The organism is Nonomuraea sp. NPDC049625, from assembly GCF_040675285.1.
GTDB classification, from domain to species: Bacteria; Actinomycetota; Actinomycetes; order Streptosporangiales; family Streptosporangiaceae; genus Nonomuraea; species Nonomuraea angiospora_A.
Window position 1 is genome coordinate 220,046 of the sequence record NZ_JBFAOQ010000009.1, and the last position, 15,329, is coordinate 235,374.

Below are 15,329 nucleotides of genomic sequence, written 5' to 3' on the forward strand. Positions count from 1 at the left end.
GCGGCTACACTAATCACAACACAGGTCCTCAGACAACCTGAGAGGTTCGTTCGATGCCGCTCGGCTCCCTCCGTCCCAGCCCGCTCGTCGAGCAGGCCACCCAGCACCTGCGCGAGCAGATCACGCAGGGCGAATGGCCCGTGGGCACCCGCCTGCCCGGCGAGAACGCGCTGGCCAAGGCGCTGGGAGTGGGGCGCTCGACCGTCCGGGAGGCGCTGCGCGCGCTGGCGGGGGCCGGGCTCGTGCAGGCCCGGCAGGGCTCCGGGGTGTTCGTGATCGCCACGGACATCGCCGAGGACTGGCCCGCCCGGCTGCGCCGGGCCGCCATCACGGACGTCTACGAGGTGCGCATGATGGTCGAGACGCAGGCCGCCCGGATGGCCGCGCAGCGGCGTACCGAGGAGGACGTCGCGGCGCTGGAGGAGGCGCTGGCGGCGCGGGCGCGGGCGGCGGCGCAGGACGACGCGGCGTTCGTGGACGCCGACATCGCCCTGCACGCGGCGGTCGTCGCGGCGGCCGGCAACCCGGTGCTGACGGACCTGTTCGCCGAGTTCGCGCCGGCGTTGCGCGAGGGGCTGATCGGCCTGGTGGAGGTGCTGGGGCTGCGCGCGCACGATCGCAATCCCGGGCACGACACGCACGCGGAGCTGGTGGCCGCCGTCCGGGACGGGGACGGGGACGCGGCGGGCGCGATCCTGCAGGCGGAGCTGGAGCAGACGCTCGCCCACCTGCACGACTCGTAGCCCCGCGCAGCCCCCGTTCGTTACGGTTCGACCGTGACCATCCGCACGCAGCGCCCCGCGGCCCGCGTCATCCTGGCCGCCCCCGACGACCGCGTCCTGCTGCTCCGTTTCATCCCGCCGGACCCGTGGCCGAAGGAGCCTGCCTGGCACCTGCCCGGCGGCGGCCTGGAGCCGGGCGAGTCGCCGGCGCAGGCGGCGGCGCGCGAGGCGCTGGAGGAGACCGGCCACGTGCTCGGCGCCGCCGACCTCGGCGACCCCGTGGCTGTGAACGAAGGCGCGTGGTCCAACCTGGGCCGCCACTTCTACACCGTGCACACGTACTTCTTCGCCCGCGTGCTGTCCGCGACCGTCACCCCCACGGCGCTGGAGGAGTACGAGACGGAGGAGTTCAAGCTCGGCCACCGCTGGTGGCGCGCGGACGAGCTGGCCGCCACCGAGGAGCGCGTGTTCCCGCCCGGGCTGGCCGCGCTGCTGCCCGATCTCCTGGCCGGCGTACGGCCCCAGGCCCCCGTGAGGCTTCTCTGGACGCAGGAGAGAAAATCTTCGGAAGGGATGTGAAGAACGCGCGGGCGGCTCCGACCCAGTCATGAGCACAACGCGAAGGAGCACACCATGAGCAAGCTCATCTACTGGGTCCACACCTCCGTAGACGGCCACATCGAGGGCCCGAACGGGGAGTTCGACTGGCCGACGATGGGGCCGGAGCTGTCGGCGTACGGGGACGAGGTCCACGCCCGCGTCGGCACCTTCCTGTACGGGCGCGTCGTCTGGGAGATGATGTCCAGCTACTGGCCCGACGCGGAGTCGATCTCGGACGACCCGCACGACCTCAAGTTCGCCCCCGTCTGGCGCAGCACCCCGAAGGTCGTCTTCTCCACCACGCTGCAGGAGGCCGGCTGGGACGCCCGGATCATCTCCGGGGACCTCGCCAAGGAGGTCGCCGAGCTGAAGAGCGGGCCCGGCAAGGACCTCCTGCTGAACGGCGGCTCCCGGCTGGCCGGCGCGCTCACCGAGCTGGGGCTGATCGACGAATATCACATCATGGTGCACCCGGTCGTCCTCGGCGGCGGCCGGCCGCTGTTCCCGCCCTTCAAGGAGCGGACCGGCCTGCGCCTGGTGGAGACGCGCACGTTCGACGCCGGGGTGGCGCTGCTGCGCTACGAGCGGGCCGAGGGCTAAGGCAGGGCGGCCTCGATCTCGTGGCGGGTCGGCATGGACGTGCTGGCCCCCTCCCGCTGCACCGACAGCGCCGCGGCCGTGGACGCGAAGCCCAGCGCGTCGGCCACGCTCATCCCCTCCGACCTGGCCACGGCGAACGCGCCCACGAAGGTGTCGCCCGCCGCGGTCGTGTCCACGGCCTCCACCTTCACAGCGGGCACCCGCAGCCGCTCCCCCGAGCGCGACCCGTACAGCGCGCCCTCGGAGCCCAGCGTGATCAGCACCTCCTCGACCCGCTCCAGCAGCGCGTCGAGGGCGGCGTCCGGGCCGGCGGCGCCGGTGATGGCGGCGGCCTCGTGCTCGTTCGGGACGATCGTGGTGACCGCGTCGAGGAGCTCGTCCGGCAGCGGCCGGGCGGGGGCCGGGGTCAGGTAGACATGCACGCCGGAGACCTGGGCGGCCTGCGCGGCCGCCACGACGGCTTCCATGGGCAGTTCGAGCTGGAGCAGCAGCGCGTCCGAGCGGGCGATGGCGGCCAGGTCCTCGCCCGAAGGGCCGGCGATGGTGCCGTTCGCGCCGGGGACGACGATGATCGAGTTGCCGCCCTCGTCGTCCACCACGATGTGCGCGATGCCGCTGGGCCCGGGCACCTCGCGCAGGCCGCGTACGTCGATTCCGGCCTCCTGCAGCGTGTCGCGCATCTCCACCCCGAACCCGTCGTCGCCCACCGCCCCGAGGAAGGCCACGTGCGCGCCCGCGCGGGCGGCGGCGATGGCCTGGTTGGCGCCCTTGCCGCCGGGCACGGTGCGGAACCGGTGCCCGGTGACCGTCTCGCCCCGCTTGGGGGCCTCGGAGACGTACGCGACGAGGTCCATGTTGGCGCTGCCAAAAACCGAGATCATGGCCCCATCATCTCCTGTGTGCGGGCGGCCAGCGCGGCCAGCCCCACCCCGTCGTACCCGGTCAGGCTGCTGGCCAGGCTGTCCCGCATCCGCCAGCGGTCCGGCACGCCGCCGTTCAGCGCGCCCGTGACGGAGCCGGCCGTGGCCCCGGCGGAGTCGGTGTCCCAGCCGCCGGCCACCGCTCCGGCGATCGTGGCGGTGAAGTCGCCGCGGCCGTGGATCAGCGTGGCGGCGACGAGGGCGGCGTTGTTGATGGTGTGCACCCAGTGCAGGCCGCCATGGCGTTCGTGCAGGAGGTCGACGACCCGCTCGAAGTCGTCCTCGCGGGCGGCGTCCGCGACGGCCAGGCGTACCGCCTCGTGCAGGCGCGAGCGCTCCGGCACCACCGACAGGCCCGCCCGTACGACCTCCTCGGGCGAGGTGGCGACCAGGGCGGCCGCGCACATGGCGGCCACGAACATCGCCCCGTAGATCCCGTTCGCGGTGTGGGTCAGGCGGGCGTCGCGCCAGGCGTGCTCCGCCGCCGTGGCGGGGTCGCCCGGGTTGCTCCAGCCGTACACGTCGGCCCTGATCAGGGCGCCGATCCACTCCCTGAACGGGTTGCGGCGGGTGGCCGTGGCGGGCGGCTCGACGCCGTCCAGGAGGTTGCGGTACGCGACCCGCTCGGCGGTGAACGTACGGCCGGCGGGGAGCTCGTCCAGCCACAGCTTGGCCACGTCGTCCGTGGTGAAGCCGCGTCCGTGGCGCTCCAGGACGGACAGGGCCAGCAGCGGGTAGTTGAGGTCGTCGTCCTCGGGGATGCCGTCGATGTTCTCGGCCAGGGAGTTGACGGCGCTGCGCCGGTTCCACGGCCAGCGGCGGGCGACGTCGTCCGGGAGCCCCTTGGCGGTGAACCAGCCGTGGATGGGCCAGTTGCCGGTGGCCTCGGCGATCTGCCTGATGCCCTCGCGCGGGATCTTCTCCACGGGCTTGCCGAGCACGCACCCGGCCGCCCTCCCCTGCCACGCGCCCAGCACCCGCGCCGGATCCACGACCGCTCGCGAGGCCGCTCCCCGGGCCGCTCCCCGGGCCGCTCCCGGGGCTGTGCCCGGCCAGGACGGGCAGGCGGCGACGATGCCCGCCAGGTCCGAGGGCTCGGGCAGCGGGGACGGGACGGCGGCCAGCTCGTCCAGCAGCTCTCCGGCCAGGTCCCGCAGCCGGGCCGCGCCCGGCTCGGAGGCCCCGGCGCGCGGGGGCGCGTCGTGGCCGCCGGCCGCGTGCCAGCGGGCCGCGATCTCCCGAACGCGCTCCGCGTCGGGGCCGGTGGCCCGGCCGTCCTCGGCGGCCTGGCGGAGTTCGTGCCCGATCAGGTCCTCCGGCTGGACCCAGGTGAGCCGGATCACCGGCGGTCGAGGTCGGCGAAGGCGGCCTCGTGGCCGCGGCGCCGTACCAGGTCGTCGGCGTGCACCCGGCGCGCCACCTCCGCGATCGCGAGCCCGGGGGCCACCAGGTCCGTACGGCTGGCCGCCCCCACCTGCGAGACCCACTGCGACGGCACCGCGGACAGCCCCCCGAGAGCGCCCGCGATGGCCCCGCCCATGGACGCGATCGAGTCGGCGTCGCGCCCGTAGTTGACACCGCCCAGCACGGTCTCGCGGTAGTCGCCCTTGGCGATCACCAGGAACCCGAGCGCCAGCGGCAGCTCCTCGATGCTGTGCACCCGGCTCGGCCGCCGCGCCCCCAGCCCCTGGTCGCGGTAGGTGTCGGCGACCGTGTCGTAGGGCCGCATGGCGGCGCGCAGCGTCTCGAACGACCCGTCCCAGTGCCCCAGCCCGGCGGCGGCCTCGCAGACGGACTCGATGGCGGCCCTCGTGCCGTCCTTGGCCAGGCGCAGGCAGGCCGCGATCACGGAGTCCGCGGTGGCGCCCGGTCGCATGGCCTCGGCCACGGCGGCGGCCATCACCCCGGCGGCCTCCCGGCCGTAGCTGGACTGGTGCGCCCCGGCCAGGTCGACGGCCTCGGCGTAGGCGGCGTCGGGGTCGGCGGCGTTCACGATGCCGACGGGGGCGACGTACATGGCGGCGCCGCAGTTGACGATGTTGCCGACGCCGGCCTCGCGCGGGTCCACGTGCCCGTAGTGGAGCCTGGCCACGATCCACTTCTCGGCCAGGAAGATCCGCTGCAGCGGCAGCGCCTCGGCCTCCAGCTCGGGGATCCAGCGCCGTTCGCCCATCAGCTCGGGCACCAGGTGCTCGGCCATCGAGTACGCGGTCAGGTGCCCGCCGGCCTTCTCGTACACGCGGATCAGGGCGTGCGTCATCAACGTGTCGTCCGTGATGTGGCCGTCGCCCTTGTGGTACGGGGCGATGGGACGGGCGTTGCGCCAGTCCTCGTTGAACGGCGGCACGATGCCCTCGACGCGGCCCCCGTACCTCTCGACGATCTGCTCGGGGGTCCAGCCCTCGGTGGCGCCGCCCAGCGCGTCACCGACCGCCGCCCCCGCCACGCAGCCAGTGGCCCTGTCTTCAAGCGGCGTCATGCGATTCCCTCCGATAGTCCTGTCGATAGCTGGATCAGATCCCGGCCCGCCAGATCAGGCAGGCAACAACCGGCCAGCGTGCGGGCCGACGCGATCCACCCCTCCGGGATCGCCTCCAATCCACGGCACGCGCCCGCGAGCGCGCCGGTCAGCGCGGGCGCCGAGTCGGCCAGCGCGGCCAGGCAGGCGGCCGCGGGCACCGCCCGCGTGAGCTCGCCGCCCGCCGCCTCGGCCAGCGCCAGCGCCACCGGCACGGTCTGCGCGGCGCCGACGCCGTAGCTGTAGACGTGGTCGAGCAGCGCGGCGTCCAGCGCGGGCACGGCCGCGAACGGGTCGCCCGCCTTGCGCGTGACGGCCAGCGCCGCGCGGGCGTTGTGGCCGATGGCAGTGTCCTCGGGCAGCACGGCCAGCGCCGCCTCCACCGCCCCGGCCACCGATCCCGACCGCACGGCCTCGGCCACGGCGGCGGCCATGGCCACGGCGCCCAGGACGCCGTCGTACGCGTTCGTCACCTGGGCGTCCTGCGTGGGGTCCCGTCCCAGGACCCCGAACGCCACGGCCCTGACGGCGGCGGCGTCGTCGAAATGGTGCGGGTTGTCGTGCCCGGACGCGGGCGGCTCGACGCCCTTGGCGAGGTTGTCGAGCGCGGTGGCCACCGAGATCCGCCCTCTGACGCCGTCCCGGCGCAGCTCCCTGAACGCCTCGGCTCTCGGACGGTCGATCGTGAGCGCCGTCCAGGCGAGCCATTCGGCGTCGTCGGACGGGCCTACGGCCAGCGGGGCCGTGGGCTGGTTGAGCGCGAACGGGACCGGCAGCGTGGTGACCTCGTGCTCCTCCGCGAAGGCGTCCAGCTCTCTGTGCAGGCGTCTGCTCCAGGGGGCGTGCAGGGCCGCCCGGTGCCTGGCCGCCGGCCATCCGGCGGCGTCACCGACGGCGAGCCCGGCGAAGGCCCCTCTGATTCTGTCCCCCGACATCGTGATCTACAGTCCTCCCGCCAGTTCGTCGGCGACGTCCAGTACGTGTTTTCCGGCCACGACGGGCAGGCATTTGCCTGTCACGGGTCCGATCCTGGCCGCCCACCGCTCGGGCACGCCGCCCTCGCCGCGCATGGCCCCGGCGATCGCCCCGGCGATGGCGCCGATCGTGTCGGCGTCCCTGCCCAGGCTCACCCCGAACGTCACGGACGCCTCGACGTCGCCGTCCCCGGCCAGCACGGCCGCCAGCGCCAGCGCCACGGCCTCGGGGGCGACGTCGGTCCAGGGGTAGTGCCTGACGACCACGGCCTCGTGCAGCGCCTCGACGAGCGCCTCTTCGTCCGTGGTGGGCAGGGTCGCGCAGGCCCGTACGACGTTGCGGGCCGTCCACGAGTCGGCGGGGATCACCGACAGCGCCGCCCGTACGACGTCCTGGGCCGAGGCCTCGCCCATCGCGGCGGCCACGGCCCCGGCGACCGCGCGGCCGCCCAGGATGCCCTCGCCGGACCCGCTGACCAGCCCGTCCTGCTCCACCAGCCGGGCCGCTTCCGCGGGATCGCCCGGGCAGAACAGCCCGTACGGCGCCGCGCGCATCGCGAGCCCGTCCGACCAGCCGTGCGAGTGCACCAGCCCTGTCAGCGGCGGCTCCAGCCCGCGGCGAAGCGCTTCGATAGTGCCCAGCTCGGAGAACCCGGCTCCGCGCATGGGCCCGGCGATCCGCGGGATGATCTCCCGCCGGTACGCCTGCGCCACGTCGGCGGAGGTCAGCGCGTGCCCGTGCCGCACCAGGAGCGAGGCGGCGAAGATGGCGTACTCCGTGTCGTCGGTCCCGCCGCCCTCGATCTCCGTGAGCCGGCCCCACCGCCGCCGGATCTCCGACGGCGACAGGTTCTCGGCCGGGGCCCCGAGGGCGTCCCCGGCCGCGAGGCCGAGGAGACACCCACGGGCTTTATCCCGATAAATCACCGCTGGTACCGCTCCAACACCTTGTTGCCGTCCTCGACCAGCTTCGAGGCCGCCTGGTCAATGGTGATCTTATTGGCGAAGTACTCCTGCAGCGTCGGCGTGGCCACCTTGGTCTTCCACTCGTCGAACCCGTTCACCTTGAGGAACGGCGCCACGACGAGGTTCTTGGCGGAGGCGGTGGCCACGTCCCAGCCGTTCTCCTTGGTGGTCATCGCCGGGTCGGCGGCGGCCGCCTGGGAGGTCGGCAGGAGCCAGTCACCCTTGGCGAGCTTGGCCTGGTTCGCGCCGTTCAGGAAGAAGGCGATGAACTTCATGGCCTCGTCCGCGTGCTTGCTGTCCTGCGCGATCGACAGCGTCTGCGAGACCGCGCCCTGCTGGGCGCTCGTGCCCTTCGGCGCGGGGAGCGTGACCCACTCGAAGCCCTGCGGAGCCTGCTCGGCGACCTGCTGGCGCAGGTAGACGCCGGCGGGCAGCAGCGCGAACTTGCCCTTGTAGAAGGCCGGCAGCGGGTCCGCGGTGCCCTGGCCGAGCGCGGCCGGGTCGGCGGACTTGTCCTTGTAGAGCTGGTCGTGGATGCGCTGGAGCACCTCGCGCTCCTCGGGTCCGACCTTGACCGTGGTCTTGCCGTCGGCCGTCTGGAAGAACGTGCCGCCGAAGTTGAGCGCCAGGTTGAGCGTCTTGTTGACCGGCGACTTCATCGGCCAGGCCACGCCGAAGTTGCCGCCCTTGGTCATCTTCTTGGCCGCGGCCGAGAACTCGTCCCACGTCCAAGGGTTGTCGGCCGTCGGGACGCGCGCGCCGGAGGCGTCGAGCAGCTTCTTGTTGGCGATGATGACCTGCGACTCCTGGAGGAACGGCACGCCGTACACGCCCTGCTGGCCCTTGCCGTCGTCGAAGGTGACGGTGTCCCAGGCGGGCTGCGGAATGTCGCTCTTGAGCTCGGCGGGCAGCTTGTCCTTCAGGTCCAGCAGGTAGCCGTCGGAGGCGAAGCCGGACAGCGCGGGCGAGTCGTTGTGGATGACGTCCGGCGCCGTGCCGCCGGCGAACTGGGTGACGAGCTGGTCGTTGACGTTGTCCCAGCTGCCCTGGACGTAGGTGACCTGGATGTTGGGGTTGGCCTTGTTCCACTCGTCCACGAGCTGCTTGTTCGCGGCGACGGATTCCTTCTGCCACGCCAGGCTGAGGAAATTGATCTTTACTGGCTCGTTGGGGGCGGACGACGACTGCGTGCCGCCGCCTCCCCCGCCGCACGCGGCGGCCAGCGTGAGGATCGCCGCAGCCGCCAGAGCGGACGTGATTCGCATGTGAGCCTCCTAGCCCTTCACGGCGCCGGCCATCAGGCCGGACTTCAGTCGCCGCTGAATGATTGCGAAGAAGATCAGGCTCGGGATCGTCGCCATGAGCGACGCCGCGGCCAGCGGGCCGAGCCTGGCCACCCCCTCAGGACCGGTGAACCGCACCAGAGTGAGCGGGAGTGTCATGACATCGGGGTTCTGCAGGACCACGAGCGCGAACATGAACTCGTTCCACGACGAGATGAACGAGAACAGCAGCGTGGCCACCACGCCCGGCGCCAGCAGCGGCGCGACCACGCTCACGATCGAGCGCAGCCGGGTCGCGCCGTCCACGGCCGCGGCCTCCTCCAGTTCACGCGGCACCGAGCGCACGTACCCCTGCAGCATCCACAGCGCGAACGGCAGCGTGAAGGTCACGTGCACGACCACCAGGCCGGGCAGCGTGTTCACCAGGTCCAGATCGCGCAGGATCATGAAGAGCGGAATGATGATCAGGATGAACGGGAACACCTGGCTGACCAGCACCCACCCGATGGCGATCCGGTTGAGCAGGCTGCGGTAGCGCGCCATCGCGTAGGAGGCCGGCAGCGAGATCAGCACCGTGATCACGCTGCTGAACAGCGCCACGACCAGGCTGCGCAGCCCCGCGCCCACCAGGTCCTGCTCGCCGAACGCGTCGGCGAAGTTGGCCAGCGTCGGGTCGCGCGGGATCCACGTGGGGTCGGCCAGGGCCATCTCCCGCGGCGTCTTCAGCGCCGTCGACAGCAGCCAGACCAGCGGGAACGCCAGGAAGACGATGTACGCGACCAGCGCCGCGTACTGCGAGAAGCGCCTCATCACTTGGTCTCCCTCATCTGGCGTCCCAGGTAGAGCGCCAGCACGGCCAGCACGATGATCGCCATGGTCAGGCCGAGCATCGAGGCGTAACCGGCCATCCGGTACCTGAACGCCTCCTCGTACGCGAACAGCATCGGCAGCCGCGTCTGCCCGCCCGGCCCGCCCTGCGTGAGCACGTAGACCAGGCCGAACTGGTTGATGTTCCACACGAAGTCGAGCGAGGTGATCGCCACGATCACCGGCCGCAGTTGCGGCAGCGTGATGTTCCAGAACCGCCGCCAGCGGGTGGCGCCGTCCACCTCGCCCGCCTCGTAGAGCTCCTTCGGGATGCCCTGCAGGCCCGCCAGCAGGACCACCGTGGTCTGCGGCATGCCGGTCCAGATGCCGACCACGATGATCGCCGGCAGCGCGAGCGAGAAGTCGGCCAGCCAGTTGATGTCCGTGCCCAGCAGGGCGTTCAGAATGCCCGCGTCGGGGTGGTAGACGAGCTTCCACATCAGGCCGATGACCACCGGCGGCATCGCCCACGGCACCACCGCCAGCACCCGGGCCACGCCGCGGAACCGCAGGTTCTCGTTGAGCAGCAGCGCCAGGCCGAGCGCGGCCAGGAACTGCAGCACGGTCACGGAGACGGCCCAGATCGCGCCGATCTTGAACGAGGCCCAGAAGTCGGGGGCGGTCAGCAGCTCGCCGAAGTTCTCCAGGCCGACGAAGCTCGTCTGGTGGTTGCGGGTGTTGCGGGCGTCGGTGAACGCCAGGCCGATGCCGTACAGCAGCGGGCCCACGCTGAACAGCGCCACCGGCACCAGGGCGGGCAGCATGAGCAGCCACATCTCGCGCGTCTGGCGCGAGATCCGGCGGCGCTTGGCACGCCGCGTCCCGCGCGGCGGCGCCGGTCTCGTCACGGTCGCCGTCACGCCTCTCCCCTTTCGTCCGTACGGTGCTCGTATCCGGGCTCGTGTCCGGGCTCGTGTCCGGCGGTGGAGGCGCGGACCACGAGCTCGGGCGGCACGGTGACCAGCCTCGGCTCGCGATCGCCTCCCTGCAGCCGTTCGAGCAGCAGCTCGGCGGCGGCCTTGCCGCGCTCGGCGGACCCCAGCGAGACGCTGGTCAGCGACGGCCAGGAGGCGGCGGCCAGGTCGGTGTCGTCCATGCCGACCACCGCCACGTCCTCCGGCACCCGCCGACCGGCCGCGCGCAGCACGTCGAGCGCGCCGAGCGCGATCAGGTCGTTGGCGCACATCAGCGCGTCCACGTCGGGAACCCTGGCGAGCAGCTCCGCCACCGCCCGGCCCCCTTCCGCGCGGTAGAAGTCGCCGATCTGCACGAGGTTCTCGTCGTAGGGCAGGCCCAGGTCCTGGAGCGCCTCCCGGTACGCGGCCCCGCGGGCGGCGCCGGGGACGGTGTCCAGCGGGCCGTTGACCATGGCGATCCGGCGGCGGCCGAGCGCGTACAGGTGATCGATCGCCAGCCTGACACCGGTCCGCGAGTCGGCCCGTACGTTGTCCACGCGGGTGCCCTCGGGCACCGAGCCGATGATCACGACGGGGGTGCGGGCGGCGGCCAGCATCTGCAGATGCGCCTCGGTGACCCGCAGCGGGCTCATGATCAGCCCGTCCACGTACCGCTCGCCCAGGCTGTGCAGCACGTCGATCTCGTCGGCCACGACGGCGTCGGTGGAGTGCAGCACGAGCCGGTACCCGGCGGCCTTCAGCACGGGCTGGATCTGGCGGAGCATGGCCAGGTAGGCGGGGTTGCCGACGTCGGCCATGGCGAAGGCGACCTGGTGGGTGCGGCGCGACTTGAGCGACCTGGCCACGGCGTTGCGCACGTAGCCGAGCTCGTCGGCGGCGGCCATCACCTTGCGCACGGTCTCCTGCCTGGTCGGCAGGCCGTTCAGCACCCGCGAGACGGAGGCGATCGAGACACCGGCGCGCTCGGCGATCGTGTTGATCGTGGGTCCGTCGGCCAAGGCTGTCCTTCCATGTCCTGTAAACGTTTACGATCTAGGTGCTGTAAACGTTTACGGTGTTTGGGACATGAAATATGCGCGTAACTTGCAGGTCAAGTCACGATCGCATAACACCAGGTCAAACCCACTTTCCGCAGTTTCCCACGCGACCATGGCGACCACAAGCCGCCGAGACGCGCCCCCTCCAGGCCCGCCGCCGGCCGGCCCGCCGCCGTCGCGCACCGGTTGAGCGCCGTGCGCGTTGCGCCGAACTCCACCGCCCCGCACCCCGCCGACCCGGCCCCCGGCGCGCGGCCGTGCCGACGGCGACCACAGGCCACCAGGACGCGCTCTCCACACGCGCCACCGCCGTCACGCGCCGGTTCAGCGCCGTGCCGCCGAGCACCACTGCCCGCACCTCGCCCACCCGGCGTCCGGTGGACGGCGGGGACCGGGAGCCGCTGTGAGGCGCCCCGTCGTACCCGCCGTGCGCGGGGTCAGTCGTGAGCAGGGGCCGGGGTGGGGTCAGGGTGGGGTGTTGAGGTGGGGAGGTGGGTCAGGGTGCGGATGGCGGGGGCGCCGCTGAGGGCGACGACGGCGGCGAGGACCGCCGGGATGATCAAGGCGACCGGCAGGGACGAGGCCTCCGCCACGTAGCCCAGGACGGCGGGCCCCAGGAGAAGGCCGCTGTAGCCGAAGGCGGTCACCATGGCGAGGGCGCGGCCGACGCGGCCCCCGGCGGCCCCGACCGCGCTGAAGAGGACCGGGATCACCGTGGCCAGCCCGACGCCCGCCAGTGCCCAGCCGGTCCAGGCGCAGACAATCTGGAGGACGCCTCCCGCCACGGGCGACACCAGGACCAGGATGTAGCCGGCCGTGGCGAACACACCCGCGAGCTGGATGGTGCGCACCGAGCCGAGCCGGGCGCGGATGGGGTCGCCGAGCAGGCGGACGGTGGTCATGGCCACCGAGAAGATCGTGTACGCCAGCGGCGCCATGGCCGGATCCGTGTCCAGCACCCACCGGGCGTGCAGGGCGGCCCAGTCGATGGCGGCGCCCTCGCTCAGGTGCGCCGCGAAGGCGGCCAGGCCGAGCAGGGCGATCAGGCCCCAGCCCAGCGACGAGCCGGAGGAGGCGCCGGTCTCCGACGCGGTGGCGTGGGCGGGCGGGTCGGGGAGCAGGAGGCGGGCCGCCGGCACGTACAGGAGGGGCACGACCAGCGCCGCCACGATGAGCAGCCACTGCGCGTCCACGCCGGTCTGCAGCGCGAGCGAGGTGAGCCCGCCGCCGGCCGCCCCGCCCAGGCTCCACGTGCCGTGGAAGGCCGAGATGATCGGGCGGCCGTAGCGGCGTTCGACCTCGACGGAGTGGGCGTTCATGGCGACCTCGGTCACCCCGAGCCCGATCCCGAACAGCACCGCGAGCACCGCCAGAGCCCAGTACGAGGACGCGAGGGCGGGGCCGAGGAGCACCAGCCCCGAGAAGGGACCGGCGAACCAGCACACCCGGCGGCTGGACCATCTGTCCACCAGCGGCCCCGCCACCAGCATCGACACCAGGGCGCCACCCGAGATCAGCAGCAGGACGCTGCCCAGCCTGGCGGGGCCGAGGCCGAGCCGGTCGTTCAGGGACGGGAGCCCGGCGGCCCACAAACCCATCACGAACCCGGCGAGGAAGAAGAATCCGAACACTCCGGCACGAGCACGTCTGGCGTCAATGAGGCTTTTGTTCACGGCTAGAGCATAAACTGTGGTCCGTGATCGGTGCTACGACGAGTGGCGAGCTTCGCGCGCACAACCGGGTCCGGCTGCTGCGCGCCGTACACGACTGCGGGGCCACCCGCACCAGGTCGCAGCTGACCCGCGACCTGCGCCTGGCGCGAGGGACGGCGTCGGTGCTGGTGGCCGGGCTCGCCGAGGACGAACTGCTGCACGAGGAGCCCGCCAGGGAGCACGCCCGGGGACGCCCGACGCAGGTGCCGGGGTCGCATCCGCGCGGCCCGCTCGCCCTGGCCGTCGACGTACGGGAGGACGCCTGGGAGCTGGCGGCCTGCGAGCTCGGCGGCCGGACGGAGACGCTTGACCTGCGCCCGCACGACGGCACCCCCGAAGGCGTCCTGAGACCCCTGGGCGAGGCCGTCGCCGCCCACCGGCGCCGCCTCGGGCACCGGGTGGTGGGCCTCGGGGTGGCCTTCGCGGGTCCGGTCCGGCACGGCGGCCTGGTGGACATCGCCCACCTGGGCTGGCGGTCGGTCGACGTCCCTCGCCTGCTCGGCCCGGACGTCCCGGCGCCCGTCGTGGGCAACGACACCGCGTTCGCGGCGCTGGCCGAGGCGCGCAGGGGGCGGCTGCGGGGCGTCCAGGTGGGCCTGCACCTGCACGTGGACTTCGACCTCGGCGGCGTGCTCGTCGTGGACGGGCGGCCGCTGGGCGGGGCGAGCGGCGCGGGGGCCGAGTTCGGTCACATGCCGCTGACCGGCGGCGACCGCCCCTGCCCATGTGGCGCGATCGGCTGCTGGAGCATGGACGTCGGCACGAACGCCCTGCTCCGCCACGTCGGCCTCGCCCACGGCGGCGGCAAGGGGCGCGCCCAGGCCGAGCGGGTGCTGGCCACCAGCGAGGAGGCGGTCGCGGCCAACGCCAGAGCGCTCGGACGCGGCATCGCGGCACTCGTCAACGCCCACGACCCCGAGGTCGTGACCCTCTCGGGCCACGGCGTGGAGCTGCGCGAGCGCGCCGGGAAGGCGCTCCTCGCGGCCTGCGAGCCCCGCCTCATGGCCATCCGTCGCGACCACCCGCCCAGGATCGAGGGCTCGGCGCTGGGCTGGCGCGGGGCGCTGGTGGGGGCGATGGAGTCGGTGTTCGACGCGTTCCTCACGCCGGAGTGTGTCGAAATGTGGCGGGAAAACCGGCCTGACCAGGGTCGCGACACGCCCGAGCGGCAGAATGTGATGAATTCCACGCTGAAGGGATGAAGCCCCTCCGGCTCCCTCCCCCCTTCCGAGCCATGCCAGCGATCTTGCCGCGCCCGGCCAAGGACTGTACGCATGAGAGGAAGACCCATCATGACCCCGGCGATCCGAGGGAAGCACGCGTGAATCTCGAGCTCGCGCTCCGCATGACCGAGGCCGCCGTCAGGCGGGCGATCCGCGAAGGCGCGGTGATCTCCGTGGCGGTCGTCGACGAGGGCGGACATCTGGTGTCTTTCCAGCGTATGGAGGGTGCGGAGATCGCGGGGCCTGGTCTCGCGCAGGGCAAGGCGTACACCTCGGTGGCCCTGCGCAGACCCACCGCGGAGCTGGCCGTGCGGACGGCTCCGGGAGGCGACCTGTACGGCCTGCCCAGGCATGATTACGTCTGCGTCGGAGGCGGCATCCCGCTCTGGGCGGACTACGGTGGGGGAGCACGCGTGGTCGGCGGCTTAGGCGTCAGCGGAGGCACGATCACGCAGGACGTGGTGTGCGCGGAAGCGGCCGCGGAGGTCTGGCGGACACGTTGAGCGGCGCTTTTCGCAACACGAACCGCTGGTATCCGCCATGATTAGCCACTGCACCACGGGTAACAGAAGCCCGAACGTAAACTCCCCGAGGAGAGAACCGAGATGGCACTTCCCACTCTCACCCCCGAGCAGCGTCAGGCGGCTCTGGCCAAGGCCGCCGAGGCGCGTGCGGCCCGCACCGCCCTGCTCGCCAAGGTCAAGGCCGGCGAGCTGACGTTCGCCCAGCTGCTCGAGCGCGACGACGACATCGCGAAGAAGATCAAGGTGTCGCAGGCCCTGCGCGCCGTCAAGGGCGTCGGCCCGGCCAAGGCCACCGCGCTGATGGAGGAGGCGGGCGTCGACGAGAAGCGTCGCCTCGGCGGCCTGGGCGCCCAGCAGCGCAAGAAGCTGGTCGACGCGCTCGGCTAATCCCCCGAGCGGCCAGGTCCGCGCGCGACGCCGCGCGGACCGGCCACCACCCCTCGACACCCCCCTCGCCCCCTCCCCC

Annotated in this window: 17 protein-coding genes; 7 read left to right on the forward strand and 10 right to left on the reverse strand. The window is 72.8% G+C overall.

Annotated features, from left to right (window positions below):
- Positions 1–53: 53 nt before the first annotated feature.
- The 3 genes from AB0J87_RS35475 to AB0J87_RS35485 are packed head-to-tail and all read left to right on the forward strand — an operon-like array spanning position 54 to position 1,922.
- A complete protein-coding gene (locus AB0J87_RS35475; RefSeq protein ID WP_363972277.1) occupies positions 54–743 on the forward strand; it encodes an FCD domain-containing protein in 690 nt (229 codons plus the stop codon).
- 33 nt (positions 744–776) lie between these two features.
- Complete coding sequence (locus tag AB0J87_RS35480) at positions 777–1,301, forward strand: NUDIX domain-containing protein (protein WP_363972280.1); 525 nt, start codon at positions 777–779, stop codon at positions 1,299–1,301.
- Positions 1,302–1,355: 54 nt separating this feature from the next.
- Positions 1,356–1,922, forward strand: a complete 567-nt coding sequence (locus AB0J87_RS35485; RefSeq protein ID WP_363972283.1) for a dihydrofolate reductase family protein — start codon at positions 1,356–1,358, stop codon at positions 1,920–1,922.
- Here the strand turns inward: AB0J87_RS35485 and rbsK are convergent.
- From rbsK to AB0J87_RS35530, 9 genes are read right to left on the reverse strand one after another with little or no spacing between them, the layout of a single operon-like run.
- Complete coding sequence (gene rbsK, locus AB0J87_RS35490) at positions 1,919–2,803, reverse strand: ribokinase (RefSeq protein WP_363972286.1); 885 nt, start codon at positions 2,801–2,803, stop codon at positions 1,919–1,921. The genes AB0J87_RS35485 and rbsK overlap by 4 nt on opposite strands.
- Positions 2,800–4,185, reverse strand: coding sequence for an ADP-ribosylglycohydrolase family protein (locus tag AB0J87_RS35495; protein WP_363972289.1), 1,386 nt, complete (start codon positions 4,183–4,185; stop codon positions 2,800–2,802). Before AB0J87_RS35495 ends, rbsK begins: the two co-directional genes overlap by 4 nt.
- Entirely contained in the window at positions 4,182–5,321 is a 1,140-nt protein-coding gene (locus tag AB0J87_RS35500) for an ADP-ribosylglycohydrolase family protein (RefSeq protein WP_357735971.1), read from the reverse strand. Before AB0J87_RS35500 ends, AB0J87_RS35495 begins: the two co-directional genes overlap by 4 nt.
- On the reverse strand, positions 5,318–6,295 hold the full coding sequence (locus AB0J87_RS35505; RefSeq protein ID WP_363972292.1) for an ADP-ribosylglycohydrolase family protein: 978 nt from the start codon (positions 6,293–6,295) through the stop codon (positions 5,318–5,320). Before AB0J87_RS35505 ends, AB0J87_RS35500 begins: the two co-directional genes overlap by 4 nt.
- 6 nt (positions 6,296–6,301) lie before the next feature.
- On the reverse strand, positions 6,302–7,261 hold the full coding sequence (locus tag AB0J87_RS35510) for an ADP-ribosylglycohydrolase family protein (RefSeq protein ID WP_363972295.1): 960 nt from the start codon (positions 7,259–7,261) through the stop codon (positions 6,302–6,304).
- Positions 7,258–8,565, reverse strand: a complete 1,308-nt coding sequence (locus AB0J87_RS35515; protein WP_363972298.1) for a sugar ABC transporter substrate-binding protein — start codon at positions 8,563–8,565, stop codon at positions 7,258–7,260. The genes AB0J87_RS35510 and AB0J87_RS35515 overlap by 4 nt, the downstream gene beginning before the upstream one ends.
- A 9-nt stretch (positions 8,566–8,574) precedes the next feature.
- Positions 8,575–9,393: a carbohydrate ABC transporter permease gene (locus AB0J87_RS35520; RefSeq protein ID WP_355198276.1), complete on the reverse strand. Its 819-nt coding sequence runs from the start codon at positions 9,391–9,393 to the stop codon at positions 8,575–8,577.
- The gene (locus tag AB0J87_RS35525; protein WP_355198274.1) at positions 9,393–10,310 is read right to left on the reverse strand and encodes a sugar ABC transporter permease; all 918 of its coding nucleotides are present in this window, start codon (positions 10,308–10,310) and stop codon (positions 9,393–9,395) included. Before AB0J87_RS35525 ends, AB0J87_RS35520 begins: the two co-directional genes overlap by 1 nt.
- Entirely contained in the window at positions 10,307–11,365 is a 1,059-nt protein-coding gene (locus tag AB0J87_RS35530) for a LacI family DNA-binding transcriptional regulator (RefSeq protein ID WP_363972302.1), read from the reverse strand. The genes AB0J87_RS35525 and AB0J87_RS35530 overlap by 4 nt, the downstream gene beginning before the upstream one ends.
- Positions 11,366–11,661: 296 nt before the next feature.
- On the opposite strand from AB0J87_RS35530, the gene AB0J87_RS35535 reads away from it, so the two are divergent.
- Complete coding sequence (locus tag AB0J87_RS35535) at positions 11,662–11,811, forward strand: hypothetical protein (RefSeq protein WP_363972305.1); 150 nt, start codon at positions 11,662–11,664, stop codon at positions 11,809–11,811.
- A 30-nt stretch (positions 11,812–11,841) separates the two neighbouring features.
- Here the strand turns inward: AB0J87_RS35535 and AB0J87_RS35540 are convergent, their stop codons facing one another.
- A complete protein-coding gene (locus tag AB0J87_RS35540) occupies positions 11,842–13,077 on the reverse strand; it encodes an MFS transporter (protein ID WP_363972308.1) in 1,236 nt (411 codons plus the stop codon).
- A 23-nt stretch (positions 13,078–13,100) separates the two neighbouring features.
- On the opposite strand from AB0J87_RS35540, the gene AB0J87_RS35545 reads away from it, so the two are divergent.
- The 3 genes from AB0J87_RS35545 to mihF all read left to right on the forward strand — a co-directional run bounded on the left by AB0J87_RS35545 (position 13,101) and on the right by mihF (position 15,250).
- The gene (locus AB0J87_RS35545) at positions 13,101–14,318 is read left to right on the forward strand and encodes an ROK family protein (RefSeq protein WP_363972311.1); all 1,218 of its coding nucleotides are present in this window, start codon (positions 13,101–13,103) and stop codon (positions 14,316–14,318) included.
- A gap of 119 nt (positions 14,319–14,437) precedes the next feature.
- Positions 14,438–14,842, forward strand: a complete 405-nt coding sequence (locus AB0J87_RS35550) for a heme-binding protein (protein ID WP_363972314.1) — start codon at positions 14,438–14,440, stop codon at positions 14,840–14,842.
- Between the two features lie 102 nt (positions 14,843–14,944).
- The gene (gene mihF / locus AB0J87_RS35555; RefSeq protein ID WP_043641121.1) at positions 14,945–15,250 is read left to right on the forward strand and encodes an integration host factor, actinobacterial type; all 306 of its coding nucleotides are present in this window, start codon (positions 14,945–14,947) and stop codon (positions 15,248–15,250) included.
- The last annotated feature ends 79 nt before the right edge of the window (positions 15,251–15,329 follow it).

What these genes read in the sequence shown, in the direction of transcription:
- AB0J87_RS35475 (WP_363972277.1), top strand. Translation starts at nt 54, where the DNA reads ATGCCGCTCGGCTCCCTCCGTCCCAGCCCGCTCGTCGAGCAGGCCACC.
- AB0J87_RS35485 (WP_363972283.1), top strand. Translation starts at nt 1,356, where the DNA reads ATGAGCAAGCTCATCTACTGGGTCCACACCTCCGTAGACGGCCACATC.
- rbsK (WP_363972286.1), bottom strand. Translation starts at nt 2,803, where the DNA reads ATGATCTCGGTTTTTGGCAGCGCCAACATGGACCTCGTCGCGTACGTC.
- AB0J87_RS35500 (WP_357735971.1), bottom strand. Translation starts at nt 5,321, where the DNA reads ATGACGCCGCTTGAAGACAGGGCCACTGGCTGCGTGGCGGGGGCGGCG.
- AB0J87_RS35505 (WP_363972292.1), bottom strand. Translation starts at nt 6,295, where the DNA reads ATGTCGGGGGACAGAATCAGAGGGGCCTTCGCCGGGCTCGCCGTCGGT.
- AB0J87_RS35515 (WP_363972298.1), bottom strand. Translation starts at nt 8,565, where the DNA reads ATGCGAATCACGTCCGCTCTGGCGGCTGCGGCGATCCTCACGCTGGCC.
- AB0J87_RS35520 (WP_355198276.1), bottom strand. Translation starts at nt 9,393, where the DNA reads ATGAGGCGCTTCTCGCAGTACGCGGCGCTGGTCGCGTACATCGTCTTC.
- mihF (WP_043641121.1), top strand. Translation starts at nt 14,945, where the DNA reads ATGGCACTTCCCACTCTCACCCCCGAGCAGCGTCAGGCGGCTCTGGCC.